Origin of the sequence: uncultured Paraglaciecola sp., from assembly GCF_943787955.1 — a bacterium.
Classification (GTDB): domain Bacteria; phylum Pseudomonadota; class Gammaproteobacteria; order Enterobacterales; family Alteromonadaceae; genus Paraglaciecola.
This window is the reverse complement of record NZ_CALSOK010000010.1, coordinates 376,541-398,639: the sequence shown is the minus strand read 5'-3', so window position 1 is coordinate 398,639 and position 22,099 is coordinate 376,541. Positions and strand designations below refer to the sequence as shown.

The 22,099-nt window shown below is 42.0% G+C and carries 22 protein-coding genes; 5 read left to right on the top strand and 17 right to left on the bottom strand.

What is annotated here, in order from left to right; genetic code table 11:
• Positions 1-243 precede the first annotated feature (243 nt).
• Together Q0Y52_RS09505 and Q0Y52_RS09500 are read right to left on the bottom strand one after the other, a co-directional pair.
• A complete protein-coding gene (locus Q0Y52_RS09505; RefSeq protein WP_297820940.1) occupies positions 244-1,101 on the bottom strand; it encodes a PA4780 family RIO1-like protein kinase in 858 nt (285 codons plus the stop codon).
• A 476-nt stretch (positions 1,102-1,577) separates the two neighbouring features.
• Entirely contained in the window at positions 1,578-3,062 is a 1,485-nt protein-coding gene (locus Q0Y52_RS09500; RefSeq protein WP_297820938.1) for a VCBS repeat-containing protein, read from the bottom strand.
• Between the two features lie 263 nt (positions 3,063-3,325).
• On the opposite strand from Q0Y52_RS09500, the gene Q0Y52_RS09495 reads away from it, so the two are divergent.
• Positions 3,326-4,168 carry a hypothetical protein gene (locus Q0Y52_RS09495; protein ID WP_297820936.1) on the top strand — a complete coding sequence of 281 codons (843 nt, stop codon included), beginning with the start codon at positions 3,326-3,328 and terminating at the stop codon, positions 4,166-4,168.
• Between the two features lie 113 nt (positions 4,169-4,281).
• Positions 4,282-5,178: a tetrahydrodipicolinate N-succinyltransferase N-terminal domain-containing protein gene (locus Q0Y52_RS09490; protein WP_297820934.1), complete on the top strand. Its 897-nt coding sequence runs from the start codon at positions 4,282-4,284 to the stop codon at positions 5,176-5,178.
• A 791-nt stretch (positions 5,179-5,969) separates the two neighbouring features.
• Here Q0Y52_RS09490 and Q0Y52_RS09485 read toward each other — a convergent pair.
• The 13 genes from Q0Y52_RS09485 to Q0Y52_RS09425 form a co-directional block, all read right to left on the bottom strand.
• Positions 5,970-7,223, bottom strand: coding sequence for a cation:dicarboxylase symporter family transporter (locus Q0Y52_RS09485; RefSeq protein WP_297820932.1), 1,254 nt, complete (start codon positions 7,221-7,223; stop codon positions 5,970-5,972).
• Between the two features lie 2 nt (positions 7,224-7,225).
• Positions 7,226-8,104: an ABC transporter substrate-binding protein gene (locus Q0Y52_RS09480; RefSeq protein ID WP_297820930.1), complete on the bottom strand. Its 879-nt coding sequence runs from the start codon at positions 8,102-8,104 to the stop codon at positions 7,226-7,228.
• Positions 8,105-8,302: 198 nt separating this feature from the next.
• Positions 8,303-9,459, bottom strand: a protein-coding gene (locus Q0Y52_RS09475) for an IS3 family transposase (protein WP_297817445.1) whose coding sequence is annotated in 2 segments (ribosomal slippage) — positions 8,303-9,213 and positions 9,213-9,459 — 1,158 coding nt in all. Because the reading frame shifts where the segments join, the coding sequence is not laid out codon by codon here.
• Positions 9,460-9,575: 116 nt separating this feature from the next.
• Positions 9,576-9,767 (bottom strand): hypothetical protein, encoded by a 192-nt coding sequence (locus tag Q0Y52_RS09470; RefSeq protein ID WP_297820928.1) that lies wholly within the window; start codon positions 9,765-9,767, stop codon positions 9,576-9,578.
• A gap of 248 nt (positions 9,768-10,015) precedes the next feature.
• Entirely contained in the window at positions 10,016-10,456 is a 441-nt protein-coding gene (locus Q0Y52_RS09465; protein ID WP_297820926.1) for a hypothetical protein, read from the bottom strand.
• 308 nt (positions 10,457-10,764) lie between these two features.
• Positions 10,765-11,412, bottom strand: coding sequence for a Fe2+-dependent dioxygenase (locus Q0Y52_RS09460; RefSeq protein WP_297820924.1), 648 nt, complete (start codon positions 11,410-11,412; stop codon positions 10,765-10,767).
• 72 nt (positions 11,413-11,484) lie between these two features.
• Complete coding sequence (locus tag Q0Y52_RS09455) at positions 11,485-11,697, bottom strand: hypothetical protein (RefSeq protein WP_297820922.1); 213 nt, start codon at positions 11,695-11,697, stop codon at positions 11,485-11,487.
• Between the two features lie 286 nt (positions 11,698-11,983).
• Positions 11,984-12,208 (bottom strand): hypothetical protein, encoded by a 225-nt coding sequence (locus Q0Y52_RS09450; protein WP_297820920.1) that lies wholly within the window; start codon positions 12,206-12,208, stop codon positions 11,984-11,986.
• The gene (locus tag Q0Y52_RS09445) at positions 12,186-12,377 is read right to left on the bottom strand and encodes a hypothetical protein (protein ID WP_297820918.1); all 192 of its coding nucleotides are present in this window, start codon (positions 12,375-12,377) and stop codon (positions 12,186-12,188) included. Before Q0Y52_RS09445 ends, Q0Y52_RS09450 begins: the two co-directional genes overlap by 23 nt.
• A 54-nt stretch (positions 12,378-12,431) precedes the next feature.
• Positions 12,432-13,621, bottom strand: a protein-coding gene (locus Q0Y52_RS09440) for an IS3 family transposase (protein WP_297817896.1) whose coding sequence is annotated in 2 segments (ribosomal slippage) — positions 12,432-13,363 and positions 13,363-13,621 — 1,191 coding nt in all. Because the reading frame shifts where the segments join, the coding sequence is not laid out codon by codon here.
• A gap of 597 nt (positions 13,622-14,218) precedes the next feature.
• A complete protein-coding gene (locus Q0Y52_RS09435; protein WP_297821503.1) occupies positions 14,219-14,434 on the bottom strand; it encodes a hypothetical protein in 216 nt (71 codons plus the stop codon).
• A gap of 266 nt (positions 14,435-14,700) precedes the next feature.
• Positions 14,701-15,231, bottom strand: coding sequence for a hypothetical protein (locus Q0Y52_RS09430; RefSeq protein WP_297820916.1), 531 nt, complete (start codon positions 15,229-15,231; stop codon positions 14,701-14,703).
• A 62-nt stretch (positions 15,232-15,293) separates the two neighbouring features.
• Positions 15,294-16,211, bottom strand: a complete 918-nt coding sequence (locus tag Q0Y52_RS09425; protein WP_297820914.1) for a M14 family metallocarboxypeptidase — start codon at positions 16,209-16,211, stop codon at positions 15,294-15,296.
• 285 nt (positions 16,212-16,496) lie between these two features.
• On the opposite strand from Q0Y52_RS09425, the gene Q0Y52_RS09420 reads away from it, so the two are divergent.
• Positions 16,497-18,233, top strand: coding sequence for a gamma-glutamyltransferase family protein (locus Q0Y52_RS09420; RefSeq protein ID WP_297820912.1), 1,737 nt, complete (start codon positions 16,497-16,499; stop codon positions 18,231-18,233).
• Positions 18,234-18,268: 35 nt separating this feature from the next.
• On the opposite strand, the gene Q0Y52_RS09415 is transcribed toward Q0Y52_RS09420, so the two are convergent.
• Positions 18,269-18,679 (bottom strand): ACT domain-containing protein, encoded by a 411-nt coding sequence (locus tag Q0Y52_RS09415; protein ID WP_297820910.1) that lies wholly within the window; start codon positions 18,677-18,679, stop codon positions 18,269-18,271.
• A 77-nt stretch (positions 18,680-18,756) separates the two neighbouring features.
• Here Q0Y52_RS09415 and Q0Y52_RS09410 point away from each other — a divergent pair, with 77 nt between their 5' ends.
• The gene (locus tag Q0Y52_RS09410; protein WP_297820908.1) at positions 18,757-19,047 is read left to right on the top strand and encodes a hypothetical protein; all 291 of its coding nucleotides are present in this window, start codon (positions 18,757-18,759) and stop codon (positions 19,045-19,047) included.
• Positions 19,048-19,178: 131 nt separating this feature from the next.
• Positions 19,179-19,427 (top strand): DUF6482 family protein, encoded by a 249-nt coding sequence (locus Q0Y52_RS09405; protein ID WP_297820906.1) that lies wholly within the window; start codon positions 19,179-19,181, stop codon positions 19,425-19,427.
• A 71-nt stretch (positions 19,428-19,498) separates the two neighbouring features.
• Here the strand turns inward: Q0Y52_RS09405 and katG are convergent, their stop codons facing one another.
• On the bottom strand, positions 19,499-21,766 hold the full coding sequence (gene katG, locus Q0Y52_RS09400) for a catalase/peroxidase HPI (protein WP_297820904.1): 2,268 nt from the start codon (positions 21,764-21,766) through the stop codon (positions 19,499-19,501).
• Positions 21,767-22,099 lie beyond the last annotated feature (333 nt).

Genomic DNA, 22,099 nt, shown 5'->3' with positions numbered 1-22,099 from the left:
AAGGCGTCGAATTATTGCCTCAACAAACTAGGACGCTCTTAGATACCTGCTTTCAGCGCGTATTTGACACTTAACGGCTAGAAAAGCGCATCCTACCACCGTCTGTAAACGGCTGTGCGGGTCGATGAAATGTCACTTTTTGTTCTCAAACAGTCGATTACATCAGGACAAGTAAATGGCGCTTAATGTTTTATCAGATTTAAGAAGTGACAGGCTAAGCGCTTGTCATTTCCCCTAAGGCAATTAAAGCGGCTCGTTTGCTTCTTTGACCCTTTCGATACGCTCTTGCTCTTCGGCAAAGGCGGCTTTGATTTCTTCTAATACCGAGTCTACGTCTGCGTCATCATCAGGTAGTTCATAGTGCCCCGTTAATTCTGTCTCAGGCGTTAACTCACCCGCTTCAAATAATGCCCACATTTCTTCAGCATAAAAGGTGCGGGTTAATTCAGGGGCGAACTGTCCATAATATTCACTCATATTTCGCACATCACGCTGTAACATACTGAATGCATTGTTATTTGCAGCCGCATCCACCACTTGAGGTAAATCAATGATCACCGGACCATAGTCGTCCACCAGCACATTAAACTCTGATAAGTCACCGTGTATCAAACCCACACATAACATACGCATCGCATAGATCATCACTAAAGCGTGATCTTCAATGGCTTGCTCTGCTGACATAGAGACATCGTTGAGTCTGGGTGCGACCTCGCCGTTGTCATCTGTCACCAATTCCATCAGCAACACGCCTTCATAACAACCGTAAGGTTCAGGTACTCGAACCCCAGCCTTGGCCAATGTAAATAAAGCGTCTACTTCTGTATTTTGCCACGCGTCTTCTTGTTGCTTACGGCCAAACTTAGACCCTTTCTCCATAGCACGAGCACGTCGCGTGTTCCTGACCTTACGCCCCTCCTGATATTGCGCAGCTTTTTTAAAGCTGCGTTTCATTGCCTCTTTATACACTTTGGCACAACGCACTTCAGACCCGCACTGCACCGCATAAACGGTGGCCTCTTTTCCACTCATAAGCTGATATAAGACTGTGTCTATCAGGCCATCATCGACAAGTGGTTGTAATCTTTTTGGTATTTTCATTAAAACCTAAGGCCAACAGTGTATTCTGTTGGTTCAATTATATCGACACTCAAATCATCTTGATTTGAAACATTAAAAAACCTAAGGGTATGATATCAAGTTTATTCGCCACAATGATATCTAAGTAAGTAACAAATTTTGTCTATGGACTCCAATGACTGAAAAATGATAAACAATGTGCATAAGAAGGAGGAGATAAAAAGTTTTTAAACGCATGTTACCTGCACTAATTACTGCGTCACAATGGGCTATGAGTGTTGTTCCAAAAGAGATTGTAGATTAACTAAAGTGACTGAGGCGTATCGCAGCCCAGTTCATCAGGAAAAACTTACGCCTAAACCGCCCACCAACATCTTTCAACTGACCTCAAAGGTAACTATTCACCTGGAGTAGTTGACTCGGGGAAGTTGTGTGAGTAACCCTTGGGTGAGCATCTCATAACTTGTCTTCAATGACTCGCCTCACCTGTGGGTTCGTTAATTCGCCATCAACACCATGACGCGCTTCAATAAATCCGGGCTGTCTGCAGGACCATGATGTAACACTACGTCCATCTTTCCATCACGATTAAGGTCATCTGCTGTGGCGTTTGAGGGGTTTTTGGGCATCGGCAGTTTCTGACGAAGTGAACGCTTTGCGTATGGCTTTTTCTGATCAGGTGTGGCGAGCAAAGTTCGGATCAAATCATCACCGTCTGAATACACTATGTCTTTCACCGCATCGCCATTGATATCGATCATTTTAATCAAAGGTTGACCTCGTGTGCCCGAAGATAAGCTAAAAGTAATTTGTACTTCTTGACTGACAAGGGGCTTTTTACCGAATTGATTATTTTCATTCATAGAGAAAATCAACACATCTTGGTCGATGCTGCCAGATAACAAAGCCCCTACTATTTGAGAGATACCAATATCAAAAGACGACACCGACACTTCTTGTTTACCGTCCATATCTCGGTCTAAAAACATGAGGTTAGATAAGGTATCTTCAGAGGTGATATTTGTACTGGCTTGTTCAGCATAACTTAATTTCCCTTCTTTTAACGCTCCATAAAAAAACTCAAAATCGATGGTTTTATCTAACACACCAGAGCTTTTCGTAAACTGCAAAGCAATGTCTGGGATCCCATCTCCATTGAGGTCATCAATGGCTTTTACAACACGATGTTGAATATCACTTTGATCCATTTCCTGCCCATCTGGACCTTTCATGTCCCACCAATCGACAGCATAAATAGATTTATCTATTTGAATCTTTGTGGGAATGAGTGAAAATTGCATGTTGTCATTTTGTGCAAAAACATTCAACTGACCTTGCTCTACCGTCACCAAGTCTGTTTTCCCGTCTAAGTCCATATCTTGAAAATACAGTTCTTGGTCGTCATAACTGACGCTACTTTGATTCATTTCAATCCGTGCAGCAATAGGTAAGCGTTGCGGGTGCCTTAGGCCACAGCAATCTGACAACCATAAATTGAGCTGTTCAAAATGCGGTAGCATAATGTCATCAAGACTATCGTTATTAATGTCTCGGACAAAGTCCATCTCCCTAAACGATTCAGCATTATCACTGAGGTACATCGATGAGACCGTCTCGCTTTGCATCCATACTGCTTTGTGTGATAAATGGCCAGGCACGTAATGATACACCATAGATTTGTCTAAAAGGTACAAACGCTGCAGACCATCTTGCTGAGGCTCACCCACATCGTAGGCAAACACATTATCTGCAATATTGATCTTGTCTTGTTGGATGTAAGTGTTGCTTTGGGTATCAAAAAAATAAATGGCTAACATACGTTGTTGCTTGTCATCCACACCAACCACCACAAGCTCTGCACCGGCTTGGGGTAACAAGTCAGCAATCAATACGGGTTGATTAACATTAAAACTTAGATCGATTTGGTGCCGTGTAAAAATATCGGTGTATTTAGCATGTACCGGCAATGACAAAAGGACCAAACTCGTCAAACCTAAACGTATAACAACCCGACTTTTTAAAAAAAATATGTGACGAAAAAAGTGAGACATCAAGAAATTCAACTTCAAATGGACTTATAATATGTGTCATAGATTAGCAAAATAAATCATGCTAAAAACATTAAAAAATGTAAACGGTTGCGTCGTTATGCTTGATTAGCTTGAATAGCGTAGACTTCAACGATACGAAACACATAGCGGTATCATAAAATCCGCGATATTTTATCAATCAGGAGTGAACAAAAGTGGGTAAACGTTTCGCGTTAATAAGTGGTTTGGTGACTACCTTGGCAACGTCCTTGGCTTGGGCGCAATCGCAGTCTCATCCTTTTGAAACATTGCGTGGTCTGGAGCGCTTTAACAAATCAAACGTTTTACCTTTGGATGACACAAGTCAAACAGTTGCCACTGTGCTGTCAATAAAAGAGGTGAAAATTGGTGACAACGTATTACAACAAGCGATAAACCTTGATGAACAAGGTGGTCAATTGGGTAACATTCGTGGAGGAGGTGTTAGTAATAAAATCAAGTTTAGCTTTTATCAGCCATATGAAAATACTCGTCTTGAGCAAAAAGTAGAGCTGTACTTTGATAAACACAACGGTTTTATCCAACAAATTACAGCCACTTATTATCTGCAAGATGCCTATATGAGCATAGCGCCCATACATGCACAAACACTCAATGCAGCCGTTAAAAAATTTGGGTCCCCCTTAACGATGCAACAAGCTTATGACTTAAGTGGACAAAAAAAGGGTGACATTCCCTTAGATAAATTTATTGATGAGCTGCAAGCTAAAGGTGAATTACTCCCTTTGGGGCTAGAATATTTTCAAAAGCGTAATATTTCAAGAAGTTCAAAATGGGTGAAAGGCCAGCAAGATTATGCCCTCATGCATAGCGGATTTGATCGCTGTTATGTGTGGCAGACCCATTCATTTAGTCAAATACTCACATTTTGTTTCTTTGATAAAACAGGGGGAAATCCAGATAGTAGAGGCATCGAATTCGATTTACACAACTTCCCAGTTAGCCAACAGATCACAGAATTAGGCAATCCAGACGCTAAACTAGAAATATCCTTATAGCAAAAGTAACGTTGGCCTAATTTGGCATAACCTATAAACAAATACAGGCTGCGATTTAGCGTAATTCGCGCGATAATAACCATATAATCAAAATCCCTATTAAGGATGTAACAATGACAATCACCCGTAATGGACATCGATATATCGATGTGGAAAGTGGCAAAACCTTAGATGTTTGGTTTCCTCGCAGCAATAAACACATTGAGCGTCACTGCTTAGCCAGTAAAGTGGGCTTGATAAAAGGTGAGTTTGTCGAAATTAGCCTCGATATAGACGCCACACCACAGTCTGCTGAAGACGCCTATTTGCGCCTGCATTTGTTATCAGAATGTGCAGTACAACCCAACAGTATTAACCTTGAAGGTGTATTTGGGCTATTGACGAATGTTGCATGGACCTCAGCAGGTCCAGTACTACCCAGCAAAGTAGAAGCATTAAGAGAGTTGATTGCCACTGAAGCTCATCACTTAGCTGTTACTTCCATTGACAAATTCCCAAGAATGGTTGATTACGTTATCCCAGAGGGTGTGCGTATTGGTGATGCAGACCGAGTCCGTATGGGCGCACATTTAGCGTCTGGCACCACGGTGATGCACGAAGGTTTTGTTAACTTCAACGCTGGCACTTTAGGCAGCTCTATGATTGAAGGCCGTATTTCACAAGGAGTTGTGGTAGGTGATGGCTCTGATATTGGTGGCGGGGCTTCTACAATGGGTACCTTATCCGGTGGGGGTAAATCTATCAATGCTATTGGTAAGAACAGCATGGTTGGCGCCAACGCAGGTATTGGTATCTCTTTAGGCGATGACTGTATCGTTGAAGCAGGCTTGTATGTAACGGCTGGCACTAAAGTCACCACACCAGATGGTGAAGTAGTAGCTGCTCGTCAATTATCAGGTATGCATAGCCTATTATATCGCCGTAACAGCCAAACAGGTGTAGTTGAAGCAGTAGTAGCTGGTCCATCTAAATGGGGCGGCCTAAACGCTAGCTTGCACAGCAACGATTAGACCTTATCATAAGCAGCCCAAACCATGGGTTGCTTAATGCTCTGCAAATTACCTTCACTTTTTTTGCTTGAAAAAAATGACTATGTTTATGGCAACATTTTGATATGTTGACATGTCTACAGAATCTAACATCTGCAGCCAATTAAGCGATTGTATTGAAAAATATTGCATCAAACTGAATAAACGAAATAAGAAGAGGCCTAAAAATGAAAGACAACCACAGGGACACCGAAAGCGCAGAGTAAAAGCAGTGTGAATATATTAGGCTTGGTAGCAAAAAATGTAGATTTGCCTGATTATCCGATGCGTTTCTTGGTCTAGCATGTCGCCAATGTATTGAGAAACAATCCAGTGAATGATCCGCGATGCGCCGAAAATGTGCCATCAGCTCCCTAGCACAATAGGCACCAATGGCCAGCGTGCAACTGCTGTTTAGTAAATGCGCACCCTTTTAAGATTGATTTGTGAGGTTTAATAAATGTTGCGGCTGCCTTTGTGTAACCAGTTGAATTCACATCAAACATTTTTTTGGGCTTCCTTTAGGGTTTTGGAGCTTATTGCTTTGCAGCGCTTTACCAGGAAAATATTGGAACGTATTTTTTTCGATCTTTCTAATTTGGCAGACCGCTCGTCTAAATCCGAACGAAGTTTTTATCGGCGTGATCATTACCTTGGAGGGTGTGAACGTAACACTTCTGTTGGCTGAAAAATTTAAATATAAGTACCTTCTTATTACTTATATTGAGCCTCAGAAAATCACTAAATATATTAGGCTAAAATCTTATCTCATCTTACTCGATATCTTTTGTTGGCGGATCTGCGACGAGTGTCGCGACAGTACAAGCGACGTGGGTATCAACTGCTGCGTTGATGGGATCGAGTATGGGGTCGATGGCAATAAGTAGCACTATGGCAACTTCAACCGGTAACCCCAGTGGTTCCAGTACAATGGCAATCACTGCAACCCCCGCCGCAGAGGGAAGAGATGCTGCTGCTAAACCAGCTAATATGGAACCAAAAAACAATGTGATGTATTCGATAAGGGTTAATTCGATTGCCGATATTTGCGCGATAAAAAGTGCTGCAACAGAAAAATAAATGATGGTGGCGAGAGGGAGAAGGTTTAGAGACAATGGTGTCATCAGGTCCGTCGTTCTTCTATCCAGCTTTAAAGTGTGTTGCATACCTCTTAAGGCTGAAGGCAGTGCAGCAAAAGAGTTTGCTGAACTTGCAGACACAAGTATTGCTTCTCTGAAGGCACTTAGCGCTGTGCTATAGCTAACGCCGGTTCGCTGTACGATGAGAATATTACAAGTGATAAACAATAATAGGCAACCGCCTGCGTATACTGCAGCGAGGTTTAACATGGCTAGTAAGCTTGTTAGATTGATATTTTCTGCTTGAGCGGCCAGCAGTGCAAATAAACCGAAGGGGAGAAAGTAAATTAGCCAATTGATTATCTTTAGTAGCGCTTCGAACACGGCCTCAATGATAGCGAGAGCCGTTTCATTGCTCTTCTTTTTTTCAAGCCCTAAGGCAATGCCAATAAGAATCGAAAAGAACAGTACTTGAAGAGGGCGACCATCAACCAGTGAGACAAAAATATTTTCTGTTACGATCTGCTGAGCGAAGGACCAAAAGCTACTGTCTGTTACTTCTGTTGAGTCACTCGAATAAGAATCATTTATCATCATTTCTCCGAAAGTACTCTCGGCATCAGGCGGTAGATCCACACCCGGTTCAAATATAACACCGCTGAAAAGGCCAATGGCGGCGGCAAAAAGGGGCGCGAAGATAAGGATCATCGTAAATCGACGCATGGTTTCTCTGGCCAGCCCTGAGTAAAGTAGGGAGCCTAAACCGGATATAACCGCGCAAAGAATAATAGGCAATGACACCATTTGCAGCATCGACAGAAAGATGATGCCAAAGGGGCTGACCAGCGCCGTGAACTCGGGGAAATTCGCACCACAATATAGGCCTAACCCCGCTGATCCTAGAACAGTGAATGGGTTTTTTAGAACACTACGGAGAATGTTAATCACGTTCATTTTTGATTAGTCTGTTTTAGTGAAACACCGTGTTGATTTTTGATTGAGTCCATTGTCCCGACAATCTCATTGATGTGGAGAAAGGTATTCATCCAATTCAGCAGATGATGACTTGTTGGGTGAACGACTGCAGCCATTAGGTCAGGTTCATCGTGAAAGACAACAGTTCTAAGTTTGAAATTAAGTTTTGTATCCTTTTTGAAAAGAGGTTCAAGCGACAGCTTAGCGCTTATTGCTGCATCGATCTGTCCTTCTGCAACAGCGTTAGCAATGTCACTAAAATTAGCAATCTGAACCAGTGTTGCTTTCGGGTATTTTCGACGAGCAAAAGATTCATAACTTGAGTCCATTTGGACACCAAGCTTTATTTCAGCTCGATTGAAAAAATCCTCGCCTTTATTGGATTTTTTTCCCCGAGATTCTGCAACACGATTAACCACTAGTGCAAAGTTATTTAATGCGTATGGCCTTGTAAAGGAAATGCGTTTGGCGCGATTTATGGTGACGCTCAGCATACTCAACGCTAAGTCTGCTTCGCCACGAGCGACGAGTTCAACCACACCATCAAAAGTGGTTGCCGTTCTGATAAGCTCTACCTTTATATTGAGCTCTTTTTCTATTAACTCGAGTAGGTCGATATCTATACCCACAAGTTTTTGGTCAGCATTATGGTAGAAGAAGGGGAGCTCGTCTGTCTTAAGCATGGCAACGCGAATAACACCGTCATCAATTATATCGAGAAGGTCGCGGCTCTCGTGGGACTTAGGGGATAGCTCTGCACTAGCAGGGCTTATAATTAGCGAAGCACAAATAAAAATAGCAGCGAAAAAAGTGACTCTGCAATGTTTAAATGTAGGTAGAAGAAACCGTTTCATTCAGGCTGTAACAAATTTTGTAAGTATAAGTAAAATAAAACGTTATTTTACTTATAATAAAATTTCATTGTGCCTTATATTTTCCATATTTTCCATATTTACCTCTCTTTTATATTCTTGAGAGAGTGAAAGTAGGTTATTTTTCGTTTATTAATCAACTGTTTCTACTTAATTGAGAATTCAAGACAAGTGTTCTGGTCAAGTCCAACCGGACACTTTTCTAAAGGAGTTTTCAAATTCAATTGGCGATTGATCCAAATTAGCTGAATGTAGTCGCTCAACATTATAATATTTCATGTACCTAGCGACATCTTCTCGCATATGTGTTCGAGTGGTCTGCGGTACTTTAAACAACCAATCATGCTTTAAACTTCCAAAGAAGCGCTCCACAACAGCATTATCCCAGCAAGCTCCAACATCCCCCATACTAGCTCGACACTCTAATCGCGACAGTAGATTTCTAAAGCCTTTACTCGTGTACTGAGAGCCTCTGTCACTGTGAAACACCAAACCTTTGCCTGGCTTGCGTAAATTATGAGCCTTTGTCAGCGCTTGCTCGACCAAATCACGCGTCATGCGTTTTGATATATGCCAGCCCACAATACGGCGTGAGTACAAATCCATGACAATTGCTAGATATAACCAGCCCTCACCAGTCTTTAAATAGGACACATCACCCGCCCAAATTTGATTGGGTCCAACAGGATTGAAATTCATATTTAGCAAGTTGTCAGCCACAGCATCACTGTGTTTGCGCTTGGTTGTCACTTTATAAGCTATTCGCTGAGTCACAACTAATTTAAGCCGTTCCATTAACTTAATGGCGCGATACCGCGTTATTTCAAAGCCTTCTTTGCGTAGTGCTTTAGCAAGCTCTCTGCTGCCTAAACTGTTTCGACTTGCCTTGAATAATGCTTTGGCTCGTCGATACAGTCTTAGCGTTTGAGCGCTAATGAGTTCACCAGGTTTTTTTAGCCATGCGTAGTATGCTGACGAACTCACTTCCATCACTTTACAAGCAACTGACACCGGATACTTCGCATCAAGCTCACTTATAAAAGAATATCTTACTTCATTTCTTTCGCGAAGAAGGCACTGGCCTTTTTTAGGATTTCACGCTCCATTTGTAGACGTTTACTATCTTTCCTGAGCTGAATTAACTCTGCCCGTTCATCACCAGATAATGCATCACCTAGTGCCTGTTTCTTATGCTTAGCTACCCAGTTGTAAAGTAGTTTGTCTGTCACACCTAAAGATGCAGCAGCTTGTACGATTGGATAGTCTTGCTCTATTACCAGAGCGACCGCTTCTTGTTTAAATTCTGCGGGATAATGTTTATTTGTTCGTTTAGTCATATTCACCTCAATTAACAGGATTATAATCCTTTATTGAAGTGTCCGGTTAATTCAACCACAACAAAGCGCCTCCCGCTGTTGTGCAAACCAGTTTTGCTTATGATGATGAACTACTTTTATTCAAACAGACTTATCTCAGGCGGCGCTCTGCTTTGTGGGGGCAATAATTCGACGACTTCGTCATTTTTTGTATTCAGGTGACTGAGTATATTTTGGATCACTAATGGATGTGCATTAGGCACATCCCTGTGCCTAACCTTTGCGGGCAGCATGCGCTGTGCAAATTGGCTTTCCTGCCGATTTGTCAATGCTCGCTATAACCTCCCACCACCGCATTGCTCACAGGTTTCAATGTCGATGTTAAAAACCCGTTTAAGTCTTTGCGCATAAGTCAGCGACTGGTGTTTGTGTGCCCGTGTTTTTTCCTGCCCTGTCGATAATGCTTGTATAGTCTTATTTCGTTTTACCTACTGTATTAAGTGCATGCTTGCGAGCTTCACTCCCAAAAAGATCAAGTAACGCAACATAAAATGTATGAAATAAATCATTGCTTTCACTAAAAAATAAACCCTTTGCATAGGGGAAGTTGCGCTATTAAAGTGTACTTTGAGTGCACTCCAATAGGTTCAGAATATTTTGAATATCCCTCATTTATAAATAGTCTAATCCGCTCAGCATCACGACGAAGTCCGTTAGAAACTTTTCTCGCTCCATTTCCTAACAACCGAAAATCGAGTTTACTAATCGAAGCTACTAGATTGTTTTTAGAATAGCTCGCGGACAGCGCTTTTTTGAGGCTCACAATTTTCATATTATCTAACTTCGATGAAATCAAAGAAAGGCGCAGTCCAGGTAAGTAAACATTTTTAAAACCGGGCGTTTCAACTGCTGTAGCCATATTAATCAAATGCGAGACTTCAATGAACGCTGTCTTTCTAATGAAGGCTTCATCTAGTATTGTTTGACTTTTAAAGCTGAGGGAGTTTCCCAAGAACATATTTGTCGCGCTAAAGAAATCACTTTTCCATGATGGAAAATCTTAATTTGTAACACTACTAATTTCATTGAGTGTCTTTACGGCTAGATTACGCAGGCCTAATCCTACTAACTGTATAACAGCAAGAAGGGGACGTAATGCTAAAGGATCCGATTTGATCGCGGTTTGTTCTGCTGCCACCTGAGAAAAGCGCTCACCCACGGAGCGTTAACCCAGTAAGTTGAAAAAAACCTCCCCCGAAAAATCAATTTCAGCTGCCTGTAAAACTGATTTAATATCACCAGCTAAGATGTCAGTTGCGATGCACATTAGTCGGCATAATCTCTTACAAATTGATGGTAAAGCGTATTTAGTGGATCTGCAGCTTCGACGCCAAATTTACTTCTGATGTCCGAAACCTCCAAATTCAAGCCGTACAGACGTTCCCGATGTTCATGCAACTTAATATTAGAGCGAATCCAACCAACAACGACCCGACGCTCGCCACTACTCACTGGGGATACTTGATGCTCTACACCGGATGCGTAAAAAATTGCTTCACCAGGTTTTCCTTTCATTTTGGCTTTAGCTCCGTTGAGTTTTAATTCTAGCTCTCCCCCCTCATACTCGTCGGCAGAATTAAGGAATATAGTAAAGCTGAGATCTGCTCGGTGGAGATCCATTATAGACGTATCTACATGCCAATCATAATGCCCACCCTCACGGTACACAGCCACCCTTGGTGACAACAGCTTTTGCATAAACGTGTAAGCCTTTATTTGAGGGTTCATTAAAGCTTTGGAAACAAAGGGGCTTATTTTTGCATAATCTGGATTACCAGAAGTGATTTGGAGGTTGTTTTTCTTCTGTACTGCGGCGCCTTTTGCTGTCGCCGCACCATCCACTAGTTTACTAGTATCAATTAGTTTATTTAATGCTGCTAATTCTTGGTCATTAAAAACTTTGAAAACCTTCATCATCAATCCTCTAAAAAGTGAAGCCATCCAATTCTGGCTGGCTTCTGTTTATCGTAATAATATTATCTCTTATTAAGCAATATTAGAGATGTTTCCACTATCTAGTGTCCAACCGCCAGTCAAATTAACACCTTTAAGTTCGACCAAAAGGTCGATGACCGCAACACCATCTATACCATCAGATTTAAATATGTAGCTTGATGAGTCGTGCTCGAAGAGTGCCGCAGCTTCAACAGAAGTGACTGCTTTTGCCAAAGTTGACGTATCTGTAACATTAGTTGGCAACACAATACCAGTTGAGGTAACTTATCTGGTTATTATGGCTGTGCCGCGACTTATGCGCCTTTACCCGCAATAGTAACTGCACCGCTACCATTAACAATTACGCCAATGATTTTACCAACTTCTGCATTTTCAGCAACTGGTAATAGCTGCATGGTTGATCGCTGTAACTAACAAGTTGAAGAACTGCCTCAGTATAGCCTTATTCAGAGGCTACATTGATAGACGTACCTTCGATACCTAAGGCAACTGAACCATTCACAACAGCGTTAGTAACACCAACGTTCATTTATATAATACCATCAGTTCTAGCTGCTCCCAACACTAACTCAAACTTAAACATATCGGTTCCAACACCACCAGTGACTGTACTCTCTTCACAGGTAGGGCTTTCTGGGTCGAACTGATTATATTTAGGATAAACACAAGTTGAAGGGGCATAGAATATTTTAGGGATTTTATGTAACCGGCAACACTCAAGTGCATGAAGATTAATGAGCGCAGAATGATGCATTAATGTCTGCATCATTATCTCCAGGAAATAAATACCCCGCACTGCTTGGCTTAAAGTCAGGATATTTTAGGTCCACGCCTTTCACCCAGAATACTTCTTCTTTTAATGAATCAACAATATGAGAACCAATGAAACCTCCCGCTCCAAGTAACAGGTCTTTTTTAATCATGGAAGGTTCTCTATAATCTTTGCCAAGAAAGAAAAGACCTTAATACTGAAGTGGTCAAGTCATTTTGGCCACGGGTTTGTAGTATTTTCGATACCGATATTCCGATTCATTTGGTGTCAATCCACCATTATATGAATGCGGCCTAAACTCACTGTAATAGCCAATAATATAATCATTGATACCGTGCTTAGCTTCACTAAAACTACAATAGCCAGTTGTTGGTATCCATTCTGTTTTTAAGCTTCTAAAAAAGCGTTCCATTGGACTATTATCCCAGCAGTTTCCTCGTCGGCTCATACTTTGCGTTAATCGATATCGCCATACTAGCTGCCTAAATTGGCGACTTGTGTAGTGACTTCCTTGATCGCTATGGTACATCACCTCTTTAGGTCTTCCACGACTTTCAAATGCCATGGTCAACGCCTGACAGGTTAAATTACTATCAGGCGAATGACTCATCGCCCAACCAACGGGTTTTCTTGCAAATAAATCCATGACGACCGCTAAGTAAGCCCATCGGTTGCCTGTCCAAATATACGTCACATCGCCGCACCACAATTGATTAGGCTCAATGACGGCAAATTGCCTATCCAATATGTTCGGGATAGCCACATGCTCTTTAGTCGCCTTCTTGTAGGCATGTTGCGGTAGTTGGCAACTGACTAAATTCAACTTCTTCATGATATTACTGGCACGATAACGAGATAAAGGGAAACCATTGTCGGTTGCCATAATCGCTATCGTTCTTGCGCCCGCTGAGCCGTTGCTTTGCCGATGCACTTCTTTCACCTGGCCGTACAATTTAGCGACCTCTGGTGATAAGCGTCTATCTCGCCCAAGCCAATATTTGTAGGTGCTGCGGTGGACTCCAAATACCTCACATAGCACTTTTATCGAATAACGGCGTTCATCACTCTGACTCAGTTTCTCTACTAGAGAGAGTTGTTCATGGAGTCCGACATCAACAGAGCGGTAGCCTTTTTTAATATTTCCTTCTCAAGCTCAGCTCGCGCAAGCTTCTTCTTTAAATCCTTTATTTCTAGCTGGTCAGGCGTCATTGGGGTTTGCTCAACTCTCACGCCTTTACGTTCTTGTTGAAGTTGTTTTACCCACTTTCCTATCGTTGAAAAACCAACCCCCATTGCCTTAGCGGCTTCGTCGTGAGTGTAACTTTGATCAACAACCAGTTGTGCTGTTTCCAATCTAAATTCAGGACTAAAAGTCCGTCTTGTTCTTTTGCTCATCTTTGGCACCTAATCTTGCTATGCAAATAGCATAACATCTCTAGTTAGGTGGCCAAATTAACTATGCCACTTCATTATTAGCAGTTCATCTGATAGGCCAATGTTTTAACCACTGATACGCTGTACAAGAGCGGGACTTGATAATGGAAAGTATAGGTAAAATAAAACGACATTTTTCATTAAATGAAAATATATCTTGCCTCATGTTTTCTCTATCTTATATCCTTAAAGAAGTGAATGTCGGCTATTTTTCGTCTATTAATTAACTGTTTTTACATAATTTAGAACAATAGCTTCCCGCTGTTGTGAAAACTAGCTCTACATATTGCTTATAATGATGAACGGCTTTTTCTGAGGCGGTGTTAGACTTTGTGGGAATAATAGCTCGAGGATTCGTCATTTAAGTGACTGGGTCTATTTGCTATCACTACTTGATATTCTTCGCTTAGATTATCTGGAGCTGGCTGTCCGTAGAGCGCTTATTGACGACAGTCAGAATTAGTCCAGTGTTGTTCTTGGGAAATAAACATTTGAGTGCTACCCACACTATTTTAACTGGCTTGAATTCACATGACATTTGCATGAAACTGCATGAAACTACAGCTCCTTACCCCCGTACTTATTAGCCAGATCATCTAATTCTGAACACGTATAATCAAAACCCTTTGTGTCAAACTCATAGGTGATCTTGACGGAGTCTGAGCCGTTAAATAATTTGGCTTTCACGTCTGCTACTGTCCAGTGTTTGAGTTCGTTTAAAAATCGATTGGCTAATTGTGCTCTTTCAAACCGATAGCTAATTTCTGTTTGCATCATGGGGACCTGTTTGTCGTTAATAAGCGGTATTTTCGAGGTTGAGCAGTGTGGACATTTTTATAGGTTAGTCAAGATACAAATTTTCATCTACAGGGCGATCACTTTGCTTTACTTTCACAACCAGCGAAGCTCCGCAAATAGTGATAGGGAGCATTATTGACTACCTCTCTAGACTTTAGCTTGCACATAGCCTGTAGAGGTGACCTTGTAACTTGGTTAAAATATAAAAACGTCTTATTCACTATCCATCATCACTAGCGAAACTACTGAGTTAATAGACTACGGACCTCGTTCAACGCTGCAACAGAAAACCCTCGGTCATAGAAATAAACAATATTCCCTTGTTTGTCGAGCAACATAACGCGGGCATTGTTAGGGTTTAGATTGCCAGTAAAACGCTGCACTTTATCGCCGTCTTCATATACTGTGACCACTCCTTTCCATAAATTTTTAGGAATACCTTTACGCATACCACCATCGATAAAACCGCTAAACATACGTGGTAACATACCTTGGATCGTCGGTATTTCATAAGCCGCGACGTTAGTTTTTGTCATATCTAAACCAATTAACCAGCGGTCAATATCAAATTGTGAATTTTGTTTATAACCAAATAGCAGTAAAGTTTCTTGTCCGGCAAAATCTCGCGGAATAACCACTGAATTGCCTTCCAAACTCTGACCTGTCACTTCAATCATCTTATCGCCGGTGGTCACTTGGCTAGGGTACTCGTAATTAGCACAACTACTAAAAAACAAAAAAAACACCCACATCGTACAAATTTGTTTAATCATATCAATCCCTTATATTAGTTAACACCATAATTAGGTTAAAACACCAGACAGCATTCATTCGTCTAAGACTCATTTTCATCAACAAAATTCAACGCACCTATTATGGCAGAAACTTGGGCTTGTATGCAGTTTTCAGCATCTACTTTTGGACTATCTGGATACACTTCTGTGGTACTCACAAATCTGGCATTGGTTAAACCTGCACATAAACCTAACGCTTTAGTTGCATAATTAATCACGCCCTTTTGCTGCAAAGTCTCACCAATAAGCCTTCCACTTTCATCAGCTGGAGCAATATGGGTAACTTTTTCAACAGTCTCAATGATGGCTTTCTGAAATTCAGGGCAAGGTTTTAAGGTATCACCCACTGCATAAAAACCATCTGGGATGGCCCATTCTTTGTGCTCTACCGCATCTCGTGCACCCAAGGCCGGCCTAAATTCAGAGTTATCGGTATCTGTGGTTTCATGTAAATCTATGTGCATAATAAATGCTAAACCTGAAACCAATTCCATCAAAGCAGCAGACTCTGGTGCAGGGCTATTTTTACAGAATGACCGATTAGGATCGACAGCGTTTGGATTCCAACGGTTAATCGTTTCGTAACCCCAGGGACTGACGCAAGGCACAATCAAAAGGTTAAATCTTTGGTGATATTCATGGGCTGCAGATCCAGCAAAACGTAATGCACCATGCACACCACTGGTTTCATAACCATGCACACCACCGGTTATTAACACATTGGGTTTTGACTTATCCCAAGTCAAGCTACTCAATGAAAATACCGGAAGCGCACCTGATGCATAATCCAAACGTGCGTATTCTTTAATATCAAACTGACTTCCCAGTGCGTCTAATTGACTCAGTACATCATCAGAATAAGAACGTTTAACATGTTGTAGAGCCAACCACTGGGTTCGTTCTACTGGGCCCCATTTGACGCCGTCTTTACCTATTGCATAGGTGTCGTTATGTTTCATAAAAATACTTCCTCAATAATTTATTTAATCAGTTTGTACAAACGTTTAATAATTTTATGCATAAGTTGAAGCACTCAAAGATCAACCAGTGATAATGAATAGTTTATCATTCTTTAATGTTTGTTGATCCAAACAGGTGTGATGGTGGTGATGGATTAATTTGTAAATAAGGTATATCTCGGTAAAATCCAATGCAATACTTTCTAGGGTCCCAACGTAAACACTGTTGTGCTCCCTAGCGACAATAGCAGTAATCATTCTTTCATTTATAAAAGGTCACACCTTATGCATCCATACCGTTTTTTGTGTCTGTTTATCTTCGCCAGCCTTACGGCATCTGCTAGTGAAAAAACACCCACTGCAGTAAAACCATCACCTGTGATGGTGGTTACCGCCAATCCCCACGCCACTGAGGCGGGATTAGAAATATTAAGAGCTGGCGGCTCTGCTGTTGATGCAGCTATCGCTATCGAAGCGGTACTGAGTTTAGTTGAGCCACAAAGTTCTGGATTAGCCGGTGGTGGATTTATGGTGCACTTTGATGCCTCAGAAAATGCAATCTCTGTATTTGATGGCCGAGAAACGGCTCCTGCCGCGGCTACTGCAGATATGTTTTTGGATGCAGACAATAAACCTATGGGTTTTCTTGATGCTAAAAACAGCGGTTTATCGACAGGTGTCCCCGGTGTGTTGGCCATGTTATCACTTGCCCATGAGGACCAAGGTTTATTAGAATGGAGTTCACTGTTTAAGCGTGCCTCCCAGTTGGCAACAGACGGCTTTAATATTTCGCCTCGTTTATATGGCATGTTACAGCGCTATGGAAAATATATTCCAGCTACCCTAGAAGAGGGTCCCACCGAGGCCCATGAATATTTTTTTGCTGACAATGGCCAACCGCATCCAGTGGGCCATATATTAAAAAATCCAGACTATGCCAACACCTTAAAATCGATTGCCGCAGATGTGTCAGCATTTTATAAGGGCCCTATTGCGGCGCAAATTGCTGAGATGGTGCAGCGTCCTCCTCGTGCTGGCAGACTGACAGTAGAAGATATAGCCGGTTACCAAGCGGTCAAACATTACGCTTTATGTCAGCCCTATAAAGATGTGCAGGTTTGTGGCGCTCCCCCGCCGTCTTCATGGGTAGCAGTGGGTATGATTTTAGGTATATTAGAAAACAGCCATGGATTCTCAGAAAAAGGCACTGAAGACCCACTTAATTGGGCGCTATTTGCTCAAGCTCAACAACTGGCCTATGCCGACAGAGATCAGTATGTCGCTGATACGAGACAAATTGATGTGCCTCTCAATGGGCTATTACACCCTGTCTATCTTGCAAAGCGGGCAGCACTGATTTCGAAAGACTCGGCCATGGCGTCTATTTTTGCCGGTGATCCTTGGGAATACAACACCACCAGTTCCACCCAAGTCAATGGAATAGATGCCACTCAAGACGTGCACGGTACCACTCACTTTGTCATTGTTGATGCCCAAGGTGACGTAGTGTCAATGACGGCAACAGTTGAGAGTATATTTGGCACCACTCGTATGGTGGGAGGCATGTTTTTGAATAACGAATTAACTGACTTTTCCTTTCAACACACCGATGATAAAGGCTTACCTATTGTCAATGCAGTAGCGCCAAACAAAAAGCCTCGTTCGTCCATGTCACCCACCATAGTGTTAGACAATAAAGGGCAATTTTTGATGGCAACTGGCTCCCCTGGTGGAAACAATATTATCGCCTATACCGCCAAAACATTAGTGGGTGTATTTGACTGGGGGTTGAGCCCACAAGAAGCAGTAGATCTTCCCAACTTGGTGGCTCGGGGCGAAAAAGTGCGACTAGAAAAAGATGCTGCCCCCGACACTTTAATCAAAGCCTTACAAGACTTTGGTCTAAATGTAGATGCATCTCGAGGTGAAAACTCAGGTTTAAGTGTCATTTTACGTAAACCAGATGGCACCCTAGAAGGTGCAGCTGACAAACGCCGAGAAGGGGTGATAGGGACATTATAAATCAGCAGCCTGCTCAATCTAGCGGTTTTGTGCAATTAAAACACCATATCTCTCGCCAAGTCATTAAGGCAAGACAACGCTTGAGCCGCCTTTTCTGTTGGCACAAATATATGGTCGTGATAATAAGCAGCCACCACATTGGCGCTGATACCGTGAAGGGCTAATGCAGTCGACACCGCTGCCGTTAGTCCAACAGCATCAAGGCTTGAATGGACGTTTAAGGTAATACATTGAAATACGCCTTGATAAGCAAGACCTGATACATCGGCATGAGTTTTTGACACTATTACGGTTAGCCCTTCTTCCTCATGAAAAGTACCAAGAGGCGCTAACGCCGTCAAAGAAACGGAGCTATGTTTATCTAATGTAGCGAACACATATTCAGGCTCACCCAAAACAGGCTGCATTGTACCAATCAATTTACCTAAATCCGTCTCACCCGACATATCTATTCCTCATCTGAAAACTTGTAGCTCGCAGCTTGCAGCCCACTGATTATTATATCCCTAATTGTTAAAATATAATGAGAAAGTTTTTATCAAGTTTTGGCTGCCATAGCTGCTTTTTAGTCGCGACCAACATTTCAAGTAATGGTTTAATAAGCAATATTACTTCATCACAATTGACATGTGATGCAGATATGGGCATCGACACATCAACACTCACCTTTGATTTTGGTGGGGCTATCATCAGTTTATTTACTTGGCCCGTCACCAGTATCCATTTTCCACTACATGGCTTTTTCTTGATGCAAGTGTTTATCAACCAACGCTACTATTTAAGGCTCAGCCACACTTTGTGCATCACCGCTTGAACACAACACACAATCAGGAAGAGCAGTATGCAAATTTTAATTTTGTATCTCAAATTTTTAATAGTTGTTTGGATTGATGATCTTAATCGTCGCGCTGTTCGTTTAAAAAATAACCAACTGAGGATTATTGAATGAAATTATACATTGAATCAATTGAAGGCGGGACTTATCTAGCGGCAGTAGGGGAGCAAGACCAACACCATCTTGTTCGAGATCCTAGCAGTAGCCCCATGACATTTCATTGTCTTAACGAGATAAAACAACATTTAAAGAATAAACATTTTGAACAAGTATGGTTAAAACAAAACACGCCTTACGATGAAATGTGTGGGTTAGACGACAAGCAAGAAAAATTAGAAATATTGATTGATTGGCATTAATAATCTGATTATGAATTGCATTAAGCTGCGGTTAATCCCTTAACAGCAACTTAATGTTATGCAAACCTATATTATCTGTCTAGATTCATTACCTTAGTCCATGCTTTAACAAAATCTTCTACAAATTTTTGTTTAGAGGTGTCAAAAGCGTATACCTCTGCCACAGCTCGAAGCTCTGAGTTAGAGCCAAAGATTAAATCCACAGAGGTGGCAGTCCATTTAGGTTGCCCCGTTTTACGGTCTACACCTTGATATACACCGTCAGTTTCAGATTTTTTCCATACGGTTGACATATCAAGTAAGTTCACAAAAAAATCATTGCTTAATGTGCCGGGTTTACTGGTCAGCACACCATGCACGGCTTGACTATGATTAGCGTTCATGGCTCGTAAACCACCGACTAAAACTGTCATTTCTGGTACCGTCAAGTCTAACTGGTCAGCTTTATCAACCAACATTTCTGTGGGCGACTTGTAACTAGCCGAAGGCTTAAAGTAGTTGCGGAAACCATCTGAATTTAGCTCAAGCAAGCTAAATGAGTTCACATCAGTTTGCGCTTGGGTTGCATCACCTCTACCTGGAGTAAAGGGCACCATCACATCAAACCCAGCGTCTTTTGCTGCTTTCTCGATAGCGCCAGCTCCACCCAGCACAATCAGATCAGCCAGTGACACTTTGTCACGATTAAAAAGGCCACTAGAGGCATCGTCTTGAATATTCTTTAAAACATTCAACACTTTTATAACTTCAGCAGGATTATTGACTTCCCAATCCTTTTGCGGGGCAACAGCGATACGTGCTCCGTTAGCTCCACCTCGCATATCTGCGTCACGATAACTTGCAGCAGATGCCCATGCCACGCGAACTAATTCTGCAGCAGACAGTCCTGAATCAAGGATCTTAGCTTTAAGCCTATTCACAGTCTCAGCATCAATATTTGATTGCGTGTCTGGTGATATCGGATCTTGCCAAATCTGTATATCTTTGGGCACATCGTTTCCGAGGAAATTACGCGGTGGTCCCATATCTCTGTGAGTGAGCTTGTACCAAGCTTTTGCAAAAGCTAAGCGATACTCTTCTGGATCGGCCAAAAAGCGCTCAGCAATTTTTTTGTAGTCTGGGTCAAACTTCAACGCCAAATCTGCAGTGGTCATAACAGGTGCATTAAACTTACCTTTAATGTGCGCATCAGGTACCACGTTTTGCATCGATTCATCAGTAGGTATCCACTGAATGGCACCTGCAGGGCTGCGAGTTTGCTTCCATTCAAAGTTCAATAAGTTACTCAAATACAACGATGTCCACCGTGTGGGAGCTTGACTCCATGCACCTTCTAGCCCACTGGTAGTGGTATCTTCAGAGTGACCCTTGCCACATTTATTTATCCAACCTAGGCCTTGAACTTCAATAGCTGCTGCGGCAGGCTCTGGCCCTAAACAGTCGGCAGGCTTGCGTGCACCGTGCATTTTTCCAAAGGTATGACCACCCGCAATAAGCGCCAAAGTTTCTTCATCATTCATCGCCATACGTGCAAATGCCAAACGGATATTTTTGGCGGAGCCTATGGGATCAGGTTTGCCTTTTGGGCCTTCTGGGTTTACATAAATCAGTCCCATGTGTGTGGCACCCAGTGGCCGTTGTAATTTACCGTCTGTGTCTTCACGATCACTGGCCAACATTTCTATCTCTGGGCCCCAATAGACCAAATCAGGCTCCCAGTCATCGGCTCGGCCACCAGCAAAACCATAGGTTTTAAACCCCATATTATCTAAGGCGACATTTCCGGCCAGTACTATTAAATCTGACCATGAAAGCGCCTCACCGTATTTTTGCTTGACTGGCCATAAAAGACGTCTTGCTTTGTCTAGGTTACCGTTATCAGGCCAGCTATTCAGTGGTTCAAATCTTTGCTGGCCTCCTCCTGCCCCCCCACGACCATCTATGGTGCGATACGTACCTGCACTATGCCAGGTCATACGAATAAAAAATGGCCCATAGTTACCAAAATCAGAAGGCCACCAGTCTTGTGACGTGGTGAGTAATGCATCGATATCTTTTTTTGCCGCATCTAAATCCAGTTTGCTAAATGCCTTAGCATAATCAAACTCAGCACCATAAGGATTAGATTTAGCATCGTGATCTCTAAGAGCAGATAAATCTAGTTGATCTGGCCACCAAAATTGATTGGTTTTTGGTTGACTTACTTGCGTATTACTCGTTCCCATAGCTCCTTTGGGTTTGCTCATTTCAGCAGTGTCAGCAACGGCACTGCCTGTCATCAAGACAATACTGACAAGACCAGCTATGGTTGATTTTACAAAGACGTATTGTTTTTTCATTTTTTTATTACTCCATACTAGACCGAAATGACTCGTCTGTTGATAGACGACTCAGTAAATCCCTCTAACGGCTAAAAATACTCACTAATATAGACGATCGGGATCCTTCATAACTTACCCTCCCCCAACAATACTCATTGGGCATTAAGCCAGAGAATTAAAGTTCTTTCATAGTTTAGTTAACAAAGTGTAAAAAGATATGTAAACAAACGATTCACTTAATCGAACAAACAAAATAGAAGACCTAAGTGAAGCTTTACATTTTAAGATGAACGCTGATTTACACATATCATGATCAAAATGAAAGACAGATGGACGCAGTGAGTTCAATCA